General features: G+C 41.2%; 10 protein-coding genes. 7 read left to right on the forward strand and 3 right to left on the reverse strand.

Annotation, left to right across the window (positions count from 1 at the left end):
• Nucleotides 1–586 precede the first annotated feature (586 nt).
• Nucleotides 587–1,021: a hypothetical protein gene (locus JXR01_00185; protein QSH39421.1), complete on the forward strand. Its 435-nt coding sequence runs from the start codon at nt 587–589 to the stop codon at nt 1,019–1,021.
• Nucleotides 1,022–1,052: 31 nt separating this feature from the next.
• Here the strand turns inward: JXR01_00185 and thrS are convergent, their stop codons facing one another.
• Nucleotides 1,053–2,294, reverse strand: a complete 1,242-nt coding sequence (gene thrS / locus JXR01_00190) for a threonine--tRNA ligase (GenBank protein QSH39422.1) — start codon at nt 2,292–2,294, stop codon at nt 1,053–1,055.
• A gap of 235 nt (nt 2,295–2,529) precedes the next feature.
• Nucleotides 2,530–5,685: a DNA polymerase III subunit alpha gene (gene dnaE, locus JXR01_00195; GenBank protein QSH39423.1), complete on the reverse strand. Its 3,156-nt coding sequence runs from the start codon at nt 5,683–5,685 to the stop codon at nt 2,530–2,532.
• Between the two features lie 60 nt (nt 5,686–5,745).
• Here dnaE and JXR01_00200 point away from each other — a divergent pair, with 60 nt between their 5' ends.
• The 6 genes from JXR01_00200 to JXR01_00225 all read left to right on the forward strand — a co-directional run bounded on the left by JXR01_00200 (nt 5,746) and on the right by JXR01_00225 (nt 11,098).
• Nucleotides 5,746–5,919 (forward strand): hypothetical protein, encoded by a 174-nt coding sequence (locus JXR01_00200; protein ID QSH39424.1) that lies wholly within the window; start codon nt 5,746–5,748, stop codon nt 5,917–5,919.
• A gap of 89 nt (nt 5,920–6,008) precedes the next feature.
• Nucleotides 6,009–6,608, forward strand: a complete 600-nt coding sequence (locus JXR01_00205; protein QSH39425.1) for a ribonuclease HII — start codon at nt 6,009–6,011, stop codon at nt 6,606–6,608.
• Nucleotides 6,609–6,668: 60 nt separating this feature from the next.
• The gene (gene rpmF, locus JXR01_00210; GenBank protein QSH39426.1) at nt 6,669–7,022 is read left to right on the forward strand and encodes a 50S ribosomal protein L32; all 354 of its coding nucleotides are present in this window, start codon (nt 6,669–6,671) and stop codon (nt 7,020–7,022) included.
• A gap of 70 nt (nt 7,023–7,092) precedes the next feature.
• The gene (nusB, locus tag JXR01_00215) at nt 7,093–7,989 is read left to right on the forward strand and encodes a transcription antitermination factor NusB (GenBank protein QSH39427.1); all 897 of its coding nucleotides are present in this window, start codon (nt 7,093–7,095) and stop codon (nt 7,987–7,989) included.
• Nucleotides 7,990–8,019: 30 nt separating this feature from the next.
• Nucleotides 8,020–8,709, forward strand: a complete 690-nt coding sequence (gene rnc / locus JXR01_00220) for a ribonuclease III (GenBank protein ID QSH39428.1) — start codon at nt 8,020–8,022, stop codon at nt 8,707–8,709.
• Nucleotides 8,710–8,944: 235 nt separating this feature from the next.
• Nucleotides 8,945–11,098, forward strand: a complete 2,154-nt coding sequence (locus tag JXR01_00225) for an AAA family ATPase (protein ID QSH39429.1) — start codon at nt 8,945–8,947, stop codon at nt 11,096–11,098.
• Between the two features lie 9 nt (nt 11,099–11,107).
• Here the strand turns inward: JXR01_00225 and JXR01_00230 are convergent, their stop codons facing one another.
• On the reverse strand, nt 11,108–13,573 hold the full coding sequence (locus JXR01_00230) for a VacB/RNase II family 3'-5' exoribonuclease (protein ID QSH39430.1): 2,466 nt from the start codon (nt 13,571–13,573) through the stop codon (nt 11,108–11,110).
• Between the last annotated feature and the right edge of the window lie 8 nt (nt 13,574–13,581).

Consider the following 13,581-nt stretch of genomic DNA (forward strand, 5'->3'; position numbering starts at 1 on the left):
TACAATGTACCAACGTACAGCACGAGCTACTACGATTACAACCGTGATTATTCGTACCAAAATCAAACACAAATAAACGAAAGCACGTATTGGCACTACAACCGTTATCCTTATACCAATCCGTATTATGTAAATCCAGTGATACCACATGGAAGTTGCAACTATTCGTCATATCAACAATACACGTACCCGCAGTACTATGGTTATGAATGCCTAGAGTATTATTACCCTCAATACCAAGACCAGTATTATCCAGTATACGACTATGAGTATGTGACATATTACCCAGAATATGAGTATCAGTACCAATATTATCCTACGTATGAACCATATTATGAGTATTACTACACGTACGAGCAGCCATACTATGACTGGGGTTGGCAAGGGGTTTACGAACCACAGTGTTGGAACAATGCCTATTGCAACTATTCTGGACAAAATTACTACTATTCTATCTAGAAGCATAGAATGAGTAATAATAAGGATAAAAGCGCTCTGTAGAGCGCTTTTATCCTTATTATAGTAGTTGCAAATAGGGGTATTTGCTATTGACAAGGATATTGTATTGTGCTATTATACACATTGTATGACCTTACGTAATAAGGGAATTCCAGCCTTGGTTGTGACATGTGCATTTGCCATGTTTGCAGTCGCTGCGATTCCTACACATGCACAAGCGTCTTCTTATTATAATGGTGGAAATGCTGCTCTTTGTTCTGATATATTCTGCGCTGGTGGCTACTATTATGGAGATAGCTATTATGGCGGAGTGGTAGATTTTGGAGGAATTGATCTTGGGTATCACTATCGTGAACAGCCAACACGGTATTCGCGCTCTGGGTACAATAGATATCCTGGATACAATACGTATAGACCAGCTCAACGATATCCAACACTACGATACACAAACACGAATTATCGGAGTCCTCGTATAACACAAGATCACTTCAAACGTGATTATGTGGGCGCAAGGAATCAGTGGAACGCAGAAATGCGTTACTGGCAACAGTTTAGTATTTAAAACAAAAGGCACCCAATTGGGTGCCTTTTGTTTATTGGACTGGTTTAGGGTATTCGTTCTTAACTCGCTTTACAAAATCTTCAACGGAAAGAGACCCTATCTTCCCATCGTCTCTACTTTCTAGAGTTATATTCCGATCTTTAAGTTCAGAATCACCAATGATAATGGTGTAGGGAACTTTAAGTTGTGTAACTTTATGAGTCTTCTTCCCTAATTTATCTTTCGATACATCAAGTTCAGCACGAATGCCAGCATTCTTTAATTCCTGATGCACCTGCTTTGCATATTCGATATGCAAGTCTGAAACAGCGAGGACACGAACTTGTTCGGGAGCCAACCATGTTGGGAATGATCCCGCGTAGTGTTCAATAAGAAACGCCATTATCCGTTCGATTGCACCAACTGATGAACGATGAACCACGAACGCTCGCTTTTTCTTACCGTCATCTCCGATATAGGTGAGATCAAAACGATCTGGCATACAGAAGTCGTATTGCACGGTAAACGCTGTATCCTCCTTACCATTAGCGTTCTTCATTTGAACATCAATTTTTGGTCCGTAGAAAGCTGCTTCGTCATCTGCTTCTACGAATTCACTCCCACGTTTTTTCATTAGTTCCCGCATAAGATCTTCGCTTTTTTCCCATGCCTCGGGGTTATCGTAGTATTTTTCTGTATCGTTGCGGTTGCCAAGTGAGAGTCGATACCAGTAATCTTTACCAATCTCTAGTCCGAATACACCTGATACATATTCGATAAGATCGAGTGCGTCACTAATTTCATCGATTGCTTGTTCTTCATCTTTACAAATTATATGTGCGTCAGAAAGGCAAAAAGTACGAACCCGTTGGAGCCCCATGAGTTCTCCGGATTGTTCGTAGCGATAGAGTCCCGCTAGTTCCGCCATACGAATTGGAAGCTCACGATAACTATGTGGGCGCGCAAGGTAGAGTTCAAAATGATGAGGGCATGTCATTGGTCGGAGCATGAATTCCTCGTCATCAACTACTATAGGTGCGTACATAGAGTCTTTGTAGTGAGGGTAATGCCCTGATTTCTTGTATAAGTCGAGTTTTGCTATATCAGGAGTGTGTACATGTTGGTAACCGCGGCGGATTTCCTCGTCCACGATAAATCTTTCAAGTACTCGCCGCATTGCTGTGCCTCTTTGCGTAAAAAGAGGTAGACCTTTCCCGACTGAATTTGAGAAGGTAAACAAATCAAGTTGCTTGCCTAGTTTTTTATGATCTCGTTCTATGTTTTCTTCTGACATACATTAAATGTTAATAGTAATAAAAAACATCCTAGTAAACACGCGACGTTAATCGTGTATTTACTAGGACGATCTACTTGAGAAACCGCGGTTCCACCTAGTTTTCTAAAACATTGTTCTAGACACTCTTTATATTAGATTAGGCATAATGCGCGAAATGTTCGCCTTTGGTTGGTAGCCAAAGCAATCTCCAATGCATGCATAGTATCACTGCACTAATTTGTGGTCAACGCTGCTAGAGCGCACGTACTGCTTCGATGATGAAGCTCAATTCGTCGTTTCGCTTCGATACACGCCCTTTGAACAAAACACAGGTATCAACACTTAGCAGATCACCATGTTCTGTAAGGATTCGAGGAAAAGCAACTGACTCTATTGAATCATTTAAATCACTCAGTGTAATAAATGCCATCTTCTCTCCATTTTTTGTGAGAATAGTTTTGTTTTCTGAAATAATACCTGCGATTACTGTTGCGGTTCCTTCGCGATGTTTTATCTTCACTTCACCAATACCTTGTTTTCCTTCTAGTTTCTTGGCATGAGCATCCAATGGGTGTCCTGAAACGTATAGACCAAGAAGCTCTTTCTCCCAAGCTAATCTCTGTTGCATGCTTACATCCTTAGCATCTACGAGTGTGATTGCACTATTTGTTTCTACGGTACCAAAGAGAGAGTCTTGACCTTCTGGACGTTTGTTCATTTCTCGTTGGTATTCAAGAAGGATATCTACATTTTCGAGTAATACTCCCCGAGTGGCAAAACGATCAAGTGCACCACTTTGAATAAGAGACTCAAGACCTCTTCGGTTCATGCCACCGTGACGCACTCGCTCTAAGAAATTTTCTATACTCGTATACTCACCATTTGTTTTTCTTTCTTCTACAATAGTGTGGGCTACATTTGTGCCGAAGTTCTTTATAGAAGTAAGACCAAATCGAATTTGATTTTCGTTTGGAACTACAGAGAATTCTTCATAACTTTCGTTCACGTCAGGCGGCAATATTTCGATTCCCATCGCTTTACATTCCACAATTATCTCAGTGATTTTTTCAACATCACCTGAATCTGCTGTGAGCAATGCTGACATAAACTCAAGCGGGTAGTTTGCTTTCATGTACGCTGTTTTGTATGCAAGGTTACCGTAGCTAGCGGCGTGTGCTTTGTTGAAACCATACGCAGCAAACGTTTCGATTTGCTCCCAAAGTTCGTTCACAATTGCTTCAGTTAAACCATACTCGAGGCACCCTGAAATAAACCGGTCCTTTTGTTTAGCCATTTCTTCCGGGATTTTTTTACCGATAGCTTTGCGGAACTTATCTGCTTCAAGCCATGAGTAATTAGCGAATTTAATCGCAATCATCAAAACGTCATCCTGATAGGTTATAACACCGTAGGAAGTATTTAGGATTGGTTCCATATCCGGATGCAGATAGGTGACTTTTGAAGCGTCATGTTTTCTTTCTACATAGCTAGGAATGAATTCCATCGGACCAGGACGGTAGAGCGCCACCATCGCATTAATATCGTGAATGACCGAAGGACGTAGTTCAACTAACCATTTGGTCATTCCAGCGCTTGCCATTTGGAACACTCCCATCGTTTGTCCTTGTGCGAGCATCTCATACGTTTCGGGGTTATCGAGTGGAATAGTATCCGGATCAATTTCAATACCTTGTATCTTTTTTACTCGCTTAATTGAGTCTGCAAGAACCGCCAAGTTTTTAAGACCAAGAAAGTCGAACTTTAAAAGCCCGGCGTCTTCTACGGCATGCATATCGTACTGAGTTACTGTCTTACCGCCTTTTGGGTCGAGTTGGATAGGTACAAAGTCCAATAGTGGGGTGGGTGATATAACCACTCCGGCGGCGTGTACTCCCATGTGTCTCGCGTTTCCTTCGAGCTTCTTTGCAAGGTCGATAATCTCCTTTGTTTCAGAATCTTCTGTGTACGCTTGCTTTAATTCTGGTTCCATCTCGAGTGCTCGGGCGAGTGTCATAGGAAATCCTTGGGCCCCAAAAGGAATAAGTTTTGCAAGACGATCACCGACGTTGTATGAGTACCCTAAACCTCTAGCAACGTCACGTACAACAGCGCGTGCTGCCATGGTTCCAAAAGTTCCAATTTGAGCTACGTGGTCGGTGCCATACTTTTCACGCGCATAGTCGATAAGGTCATCACGACGGTTATCAGCAATGTCCATATCGACATCAGGTGCTGACGGTCGTTCGGGGTTTAGGAAACGCTCAAAAGGAAGATTGTAATCAAGGGGGTTAATGTTCGTTATGTTTGTGAGGTATGACACTAGTGAGCCAGCGGCTGAACCACGTGTGTTGGTAAAGATTCCCATTCTTTTTGCGTTGAGAAGAAGGTCAGAGACCACAAGGAAGTATGGTGAGTAACCCTTTGTCTTTATAATATCGAGTTCGTACTCAATGCGTTCCTTTACTTCATCAGTCTCCTCCATGTTGCGAGTAGGAATACCTTCGTAGGCTACTTTGCGAAGCATGTCGTCGTAGTTACTCCCTTTGTCTGTTGGATAGTTTGGGAATACCCAATTACCAAGCTCCAGCTGCACATCACAGCTTTCTGCGATTTTTACAGTATTTGCTAGAGCTTCGGGATATTTTTTGAAATACGTCTTTGCTGTCTTTTGGTTAATGAAAGAAAAGTCCTCTGGTCGGTCAGCTTCATCTCCCATAAGACTCGTACCACTTTGGATTTTTCGAGCAAGTTCTCTGGCAAGGTTATCTTCGTGCTTCATATAATACACATCTTGTGCGGCAACGAGAGGCACATCGTTTGTTTGTGATAGCTCGACAATACGTTCTTGAAGTTCTTGATGATCAGGAATTTCTGGGTGATGCGTCAGTTCTAGGTACAGATTTTCACCAAATACTTTTTTGTACCACTCAAGGCGTCCTGTTGCTTTTTCAGTGTCATGGTCGCGTAACGCGTGAGAGACTGGAGACGCAAAAGAGGGAAGTATGGCTATAAGACCTTCACTATTTTGCTCTATAAGTTCTTGGTCGATACGAGCTCGATAGTAAAAACCTTCTGTGTTTGAGAGTGTAACTAATTTAATAAGGTTGTCGTAGCCTTTCTTGTTTTTGGCGAGTAATACAAGGCGAGAGGTGCGGTTGTCTATACGGTGTTCTTTGTCGTGACGAGTACGCGGCGCAACAAAGAAGTCAACACCTATGATGGGTTTTATTTCTGCTTTTTTACAGGCTTTGTAGAAGTCGATTACACCGTAGAGGTTTCCGTCATCGGTAAGTGCAAGTGCCGTTTGCCCATCTTTTTTTGCAGCATGTACAAGCTCAGGGATTTTAGGCAACGCATTGAGTAGCGAAAGATGACTGTGTACGTGTAAATGAATAAAGTCAGCGCTCATGTCTGGATAGTATAACAAATCGGTATTCTATAGGTACTTCTTCTGTTCTTGCGATATGGTATGAATTTTGCTCTACTAGATAGTGGAAGGAGAAAGTCAATGATTCCAGGATTTAAGTGGATGTGGGAGTTTCTTACCGGCGGTAAGAATCTCAAGAAAAGACTTCTTGAGATTCAAGACAGTCAAGAGAAAAAATCTCACGAAGTACCACCGTTTGATGGCAGGAAAGTCTGATGAACTTTCCAAACAATTGGGCAGGCTAGGAACATATTCCCGGCCTGCTTTTTTATGTGTTAGAACTATACCTGATAGAATAGATTGTTATGAGCGCCAAATATATCATCGGCATAGATGAAGCAGGCCGTGGTCCTGTAGCTGGTCCTATTTCAGTTGGTGCTGTTTGTGTTGCTGTATCAGTTGTAATTGAACATGAGCTCTTTGCAAAAGGAATAAAGGATTCTAAAAAACTGACACCAAAGCGGAGGAACGTACTGTTTGATTGGATTCATCAAAATGACAATCTACGACAAGGTGTCGGGTTGATTGGTTCTGATGTAATAGATGCGCAAGGTATTGTTCCGGCAACTCGTTTGGCAATGGAGAGTGCTATTGAGCAGGTTCTTCCAGGCGGGTGCAGTATGGATGATATCACTGTTTTGCTTGATGGAGGACTCTATGCTCCTGAAGTGTTTAAAAACCAAGAGACTATTGTAAAGGGAGATGAAAAAGAGGTAGTTATTGCACTAGCTTCAGTCATGGCAAAAGTCTCGCGAGATAGAGAAATGGAGAGGTTAGGACTCAAATACCCAGAATATGGGTTTGAAGGTCACAAAGGCTACGGCACTAAAGCTCATTATGCAGCCATAAGAGAGAACGGTATGTGTAAAGAGCACCGCAGAAGTTTTTTGACTCGGTTTTTGTAGATGCCTACTTTTAGTCGTTTCTTATTGCCTTTTTTGTAGTTTTACGTATAATCACTCACCATGTCAGCACGAATGCGGGTAACCCGCGCACATACCGGTAATCGCCGTTCACATCACGCACTCAAAGAGCCACGTCTTTCAACGTGTGCTAAATGTAGTGCAAAACACCTTCGTCATCGAATGTGTCCAGAATGTGGAAGTTATCGAGGACGTGAAGTTGTCGATATTGTCGCAAAGAAAGAATCTCGCATGAAGCGACGAGAAGAAAATATGAAAGCGCTTGGTGCAGAAATTGAGAAGCACGAAGAAGAAATTCATGACAAACCTAAGGACGAAAATCTGAAGACTGAAGGCAAGAAAGTAACTGAAACAGTCAAAACAGCTCCGAAGGCAGAAGCTAAAAAGGAAAAATAAAAAAGAAATACACACCCTCGGTGTGTATTTTACTAGTAGGGTTATGCTAGAATCTAATTAATCTGTTCTTATGTCAAATCGACACACCGCACGTTCTGTTGTTCTTCAAACTCTCTTCGAATTAGATTCGGAGGGAATGGATAGGTCTCGTGCTGATGACATACTCGTAAATAACGCAAACGAATTTGCACCAAACTCAAACCTGTTTCCATTTATGAAACAGTTGCTTGAGACAGCTCTTGCAAAACAAACAGAAATTGACGCAATTATAGTTAAAGCTGCTCCTGAGTGGCCTCTTGAAAAAATTGCCGTAACCGACAGAAATATCCTCCGTTTAGGTTTGTCTGAACTTTTATATTCAGATCGCGGGCAAGTACCACCAAAGGTGGCAATAAATGAGGCGATTGAGCTTGGTAAAGAATTTGGTGGTGAATCAAGTGGACGCTTCATAAACGGTGTTCTTGGTGCTGTCTATAAGGAAATGGGAGAGCCTGAAAAAGAGCAAACTGGAAAAACTAAGAAAACGATAGACGAAGCAAATCTACGTACTGAAGAGATTGTTGGTGCTGTCGTCTATGCTGAAGAAGAAGGGCAGCTGTATGTTGCACTGGTTCATGATGTATTTGGACACTGGACTCTTTGTAAAGGAAAGCTCAAAGAAGGAGAAGACTCAAAAGCTGGAGCACTACGCAAGGTGAAAGAAGAAATTGGTCTTGAGGGAGAAGTCATAAGCGAGCTTGGTGAAAATACGTATGTCGCTTCAGATCCAAATGAGGGCAAAAAGAAACGTCATGGACAGTATCATCTTGTGCAGGTTCCTTTTGATGACTTGACTCTCAAGAGCGAAGGAGGTCTTGATGACGCTCAGTGGTTTAAACTTGCAGATATTATTGATCTTAATTTCTATGACGATATCTTGCCTGTGGTCACGAGAGCCGTAAATGTACTTGTGCAACATCGAACCTAAAAATATGGTATTTTGGGGGAAACTATAATCATGAAAGATTTCTCAGAATTTGAAAAAAGAGTCGGATTTACCTTCAAAAATAAAGAACTCATAAAAACGGCATTTACACACCGTTCGTTTGTAAATGAAAATAGGGAGGTAGCAAAAGAACACAATGAACGTTTGGAGTTTTTGGGTGACGCAGTACTTGAGTTGGTCATTACTGATTTTCTATATAATAAATACCCAGAACGACCCGAAGGTGAACTTACCGCGTTTCGTGCATCATTGGTGAACACGCAAAGTATTTCAGCGGCTGCAACAGAACTTGGCATGAACGATTTTCTATTGCTATCTAGAGGTGAAGCAAAAGACACAGGGCGCGCACGGCAATATATTCTTGCCAATACATTTGAAGCGTTTATTGGTGCACTGTATCTGGATCAACAGTATGATGCTGCACGGAAATTTATTGAACAGACACTTTTCGGAAAGATTGAGAAAATAGTAGAGGAGCGATTATGGCAAGATGCCAAAAGTTTCTTCCAAGAGAAAGTACAAGAAGAATATTCCGAAACACCTTCATACGAATTAGCAGGAGAGGCAGGGCCAGATCATGATAAAAAATTTATTGTTGCAGCATTAATTGCTGGAAAGGCAGTTGCACAAGGGGAAGGGCGTTCAAAACAAGAGGCGGAACAGGCGGCGGCTAAGAAGGCTATTGAGGTAAAAGGTTGGTAATTTCTTGAGTTTTTCAGCGCACTGCGTTGTTGCTCTTCGCAAAAGTTTAATCACTGTGTGTTTACACAGCTCACTCACTTTTACTTGAGCGCCTAGCATTGCATTAAAAAACTCAAGAAATTCAGTATCTGCAAGAGTAAAGAAAAAGAATCCCTGCTTTAAAGCAAGGATTCTTTTTTGCAACGGGGATAGATAGCTACAATCTATTGTTCATTTGCTATAAACTAGTGCATACATGTATCTTAAATCGATTGAGTTATCTGGTTTTAAATCTTTTGCGAAGAAGTGTGAACTCACCTTTTCTTCACCAATAGCTGGAATTGTTGGCCCTAACGGTTCTGGAAAAAGTAACACTGCTGAAGCGTTTCGTTTTGTATTAGGAGAGCAGTCAATGAAAGCAATGCGAGGTAAGCGTGGCCCTGACCTTATTTGGTCTGGAAACGAGAGGACGCCTGCAGCAAACCGTGCACGTGTTGCGATGGTTTTTGATAATAAACAACAATTGCTCGATATTGATTTCGATGAAGTTGTTCTTGAACGTATTGTTCATCGAGATGGCGCAAACGAATATGCCATTAACGGAAGCAAGGTCCGCCTAAAAGACATAACGGCGTTGCTTTCTGGTGCTAAAATCGGAGCTTCTGGGCACCACATTATTTCACAAGGAGAAGCTGATAGAATTCTTGGGGCTTCTGAAAAGGAGCGACGTGAGATTATAGAAGAGGCACTTGGTTTAAAAACATATCAATACAAAAAAGTTGAAAGTGAGAAGAAACTTGAGAAGACTGCGGAGAATGTAAAAGAGGTTAAAATACTGAGGCGAGAAATTGCCCCGCATCTTACGTTCCTAGAACGACAAATGAAGAAACTAGAGCGCTCCCGTGAGTTAAAGCAGCACATAAAAGAGTCCTACAGCACGTATATTGGACACGAGAGGCGTTTTATAGCTAGTGAGGTACAAAGGCTCGCTTCTAGTCGTATTGAGCCCCAGAATGAGTTAAAAAAATTAAAAGAAGAATTAGCTCAAGAAGTAGAACCTACACAGGTATCCGCCAGTACAAATGAACTTGAAGCACTCGATAGACGCGCACGAAGTTTAATTGAAGAAAAAGGAAAGCTCGAACATGCTCGTGGAAGAGTTGAAGGCCAAATTGCATTAGTAGGTAAAACACAAACAGAGTCGAAGGAGCACGTCGTGCGGTCTGTTCCCTTTGTGAAAGTAGAAGATTTCCTTACACAGGTGCGACAAAAAATAGAAGCAGCACACGAAGACGTTTCTGCATTAAAAACAATAGTCGAGAATATAGGTTCTTTTTTAGAGCAATTTAAAGACACACAAGAACCTGAGCCACAAAACACAAAACTACTGCACTCACTTGAAGAGGAGTTGCGCGAAATACAAGAGTCACTGGCTTCACTTGCTAGTGAGGAGATAGCTCTTAGTGTTTCAAGAACGAATGCTTTGGATGAAATAGCACAAAAACAAGCGCGAGAGAAAGAAAGTCAGAAACGGTATTTTGAAATAAAAGAAGCAAAGCGAGATATCGAACGTGTGCTCGAAGATATTTCACGAGAAGAACAAGTACTTGAAGCTTCTCGGGAGAACCTTAAAAAAATTGAATATAAGGCACAAGATATTGGAGTTGAGGTTAATGAGATACCAGAAGATTCGATACGTTCTCGTACTGAACAAGATGACGCACTGAGAGAGATTGAGCGCATGGAGGCACGTCTTGAAGAGTCTGGTTTTGTAGATGAAGATACAATACGAGAATACGAAGAAACAAAGCGACGCGACGCTTTTCTTGAGAGAGAAATAGCAGATCTTGAGGCTTCACAAAAAACACTTATTGAAATAATAGAGAGTTTGGATGGAGAAATTTCAGTTCGTTTTGAAGAAGGGTTGAACAAAATAAACGAGGAGTTTCAGAAGTTCTTCGCGATGCTATTTGATGGAGGAACTGCGACTTTGAAATTGGTAAAGAAGGTAAAGAAAAACGAAGAAGAGAGTGAAGAAGAAGTAGAAGAGGTTAAAGATGGAATAGAAATACGAGTTCAATTACCACGTAAAAAAGTAACAACCCTCGACGTGCTCTCAGGTGGAGAGAGGGCACTTACATCGATTGCGCTCATTTTTGCTATGAGCCAAGTTAACCCACCACCGTTTATTATTCTTGATGAAACCGACGCCGCGCTTGATGAGGCAAACTCACGCAAATATGCTGATATGGTAAAAACACTTTCGCAGAGGAGTCAGCTTATTCTCATTACACACAACCGCCAAACAATGGAAGCAGCAGGGGAGTTGTACGGAGTCACTATGGGAAACGACGGAATATCAAAGCTTCTTTCAGTGAAGTTTGATGAGGCAGTGAGTGTGGCTAAGTAGTTGCACTTTTTATTTACCTGCAAGAAATTTTTCAAGTGCTACAAGGAATTCTTCCGGATTCTTTGGGAACGGTATCGATTTAATAGTTGGAGGCATACCCTCTTTCTTGTGTTTAGCAATCAATGAAATACTTCCTGTTGTTTTGTACTGGAAATCATTCGGCCATCTAGACAAGTTGTTCATCTTCTGGATGGCATTTAAGATACCAGAAACTAATGTTATTTTACGCACATGCTCCCTATCCTTTCTAATTTTTTCAGGAAAAGCGTCAAGATTAAAACTTTTGTGAATTTTATTAACGCGTTCTTTATTTTTCGTTTCATTAATCTTGGTTTCTGCTTTTGCGGCAGTAGGTTTTTCTAGAAGTTTAGATCCTTCTTTACTATCAGAGCTAGCAACAAGATCCCATTCAACACGACGTTTAGCGAAGTCAACGTTACTGGCTTTCACTTTTACATTCCTACCAACCTTCAATTCTTCGCCAGTTGTTTTGTTTTCGAAGCGACGAGGGCTGTCTTTAAAGATCCATCCGTCTTTGTTTAGATTACGAGCTGGTATAAGGCCATATGCAGTTGTAGATTTATCCATAACAAATACTCCGTAGTCAAAAATATTGGCTACCTTACCTTTGCGCCGGTCATTTCTATCATCTTCAATAATCTTAAGTTGCATTAACTTTGCTGAATCCCTTTCTGCATTGTTTGCAGCAATAGTTTGGTGAGTTAACTTTACCGTTAAATCGATATACTCTTGAGCTTCTCGTTGGGTTAGCGGCTCACTTCCAGAAATGGTATGTAGTGAAAGTATTCGATGAAGAATAAAATCAGAGTATCGACGAATAGGGGATGTGAAGTGGGCGTATATTGTCATTGCGAGCGCAAAGTGCCCAATGTTTTCGCTACTATACATTGCACGATACATAATTCCAAACATCTCTCTTCGTACGAAGTCTTCTTGCTGGGTACCCTCGATATTTATGAGTACTTCATCAAAGTCTTTTTGGGTTACGTCTTGAGGTTTTCTTGTAAGCCAATGCTTCTTTCGTGCAGGCGGAAATCCTAAGTCGGTAAGGTATGTGTCAAATTCTGCCACTTTTTCTGGATCTGGTTCTTGTTGTACACGATAGATAGAGAAGTTAGTCGGTGAATCTTTCTTTTTGTTCGCAATAGACTTACTGATAATCTCTGGGGTTGCATTGTTGGATAAGACCATGAGTTCTTCGATCATTTTCATAGTATTGTATTTCTCCTCTTTAGAAATACTTTGAGGACGCCCCTGTCTATCAAAATTAATCTTCGATTCGTTTCTGTCTCGGGATTCGTCAACACCCTGTCCAGTACGATTTTCTCGATGTTTTGCAGTCAATTCCCATACGGTTTTCAATGCATTCTCCAATGGGTCGGTACTTTTTGTTCCAGCGAGGAAAGATTTAATTTGACCACCAAAAGTGTTTTTATTGTTAATAAGATCTTGGGCACCTTTGTAGGTGAAGCGTTTATCAGACTTTATGATTGTCTTCATCACTTGTGTCTTTTTTTCTTTAACGATTCCATTTTTGTCCATGACGAAAATGATTGAGAAGGCACGTTTTTCTTCGTCAGGATTTAGGCTGCAGAGTTCGTTAGATATTTCTTCAGGAAGCATAGGAATGGTGCGATCAGGTAAATACACCGTAGTACCTCGTTTGCGTGCTTCCTTATCGATTGCAGAATCGGGTTGTATGTAATGCGTTGGGTCAGCAATGTGGACACCAATTTCGTAGGTACCATTTTTTAAATCTTTGAAAGAAATAGCATCATCAAAATCTTTCGCACTTTTTGGATCGATGGTAAACGTTAGTCTGTCTCGAAAATCTTCCCGTTCTTCACCTTCGTCGAGAATTATTTCACCTTCTGGTGTCATCATTCGTTTAGAATGTTCTGAAATTTGCTTTGCTTCTTTAAGTACCTCAGTAGGGAAACGATCAGGAAAACCGTGCTCTATTGCAATTACTGCGGCTTCACTGTCGAAATCACCTTCTTTTCCAGCAGTTCTCTTGAAGCGTACTTTGGGACGTTGTTTAGGATCGTTCCATTCGATGAGTTCAAGAATAACCTGATCTCCTTTTTTTACATTTGGATGGAGACCATCTACTATCTCAAAGGGAGGGTGTTCACGATTGATTCTCCGAGTGCTTATTCTAATGTTGCTACCATTTCTTTCTTGTATGGCTCCAACAAATTCAGCTTGTTTTCGTTTTTTAACCCCCATTACTACCGCCTCCCTTTGTTGACCTCTTTTTTTAGGAAGTACTCGGATAACAACTTCGTCACCAGAGAATGCAGTACCTAAGTTTTCGGGTTTAATTCGAATTTGTTCTGCGATGTTTGGTATTGTGGCGAAACCACGACCGTTATGATCAATAGATACAAAGCCAGTTGGGTTTTTTATGTTTTCTAGACTTTCTTTTTTACGTAATATCCTGTCGATTCCCATAACACTCA

Source organism: Candidatus Kaiserbacteria bacterium (genome assembly GCA_017134395.1).
Lineage (GTDB): Bacteria > Patescibacteriota > Minisyncoccia > Phycocordibacterales > UBA2100 > UBA2100.

Coding starts and splice junctions, on each gene's coding strand:
- JXR01_00185 (QSH39421.1), top strand. CDS start 587: ATGACCTTACGTAATAAGGGAATTCCAGCCTTGGTTGTGACATGTGCA.
- JXR01_00225 (QSH39429.1), top strand. CDS start 8,945: ATGTATCTTAAATCGATTGAGTTATCTGGTTTTAAATCTTTTGCGAAG.
- JXR01_00230 (QSH39430.1), bottom strand. CDS start 13,573: ATGGGAATCGACAGGATATTACGTAAAAAAGAAAGTCTAGAAAACATA.
- JXR01_00200 (QSH39424.1), top strand. CDS start 5,746: ATGAATTTTGCTCTACTAGATAGTGGAAGGAGAAAGTCAATGATTCCA.
- nusB (QSH39427.1), top strand. CDS start 7,093: ATGTCAAATCGACACACCGCACGTTCTGTTGTTCTTCAAACTCTCTTC.
- dnaE (QSH39423.1), bottom strand. CDS start 5,685: ATGAGCGCTGACTTTATTCATTTACACGTACACAGTCATCTTTCGCTA.
- rnc (QSH39428.1), top strand. CDS start 8,020: ATGAAAGATTTCTCAGAATTTGAAAAAAGAGTCGGATTTACCTTCAAA.
- thrS (QSH39422.1), bottom strand. CDS start 2,294: ATGTCAGAAGAAAACATAGAACGAGATCATAAAAAACTAGGCAAGCAA.
- rpmF (QSH39426.1), top strand. CDS start 6,669: ATGTCAGCACGAATGCGGGTAACCCGCGCACATACCGGTAATCGCCGT.
- JXR01_00205 (QSH39425.1), top strand. CDS start 6,009: ATGAGCGCCAAATATATCATCGGCATAGATGAAGCAGGCCGTGGTCCT.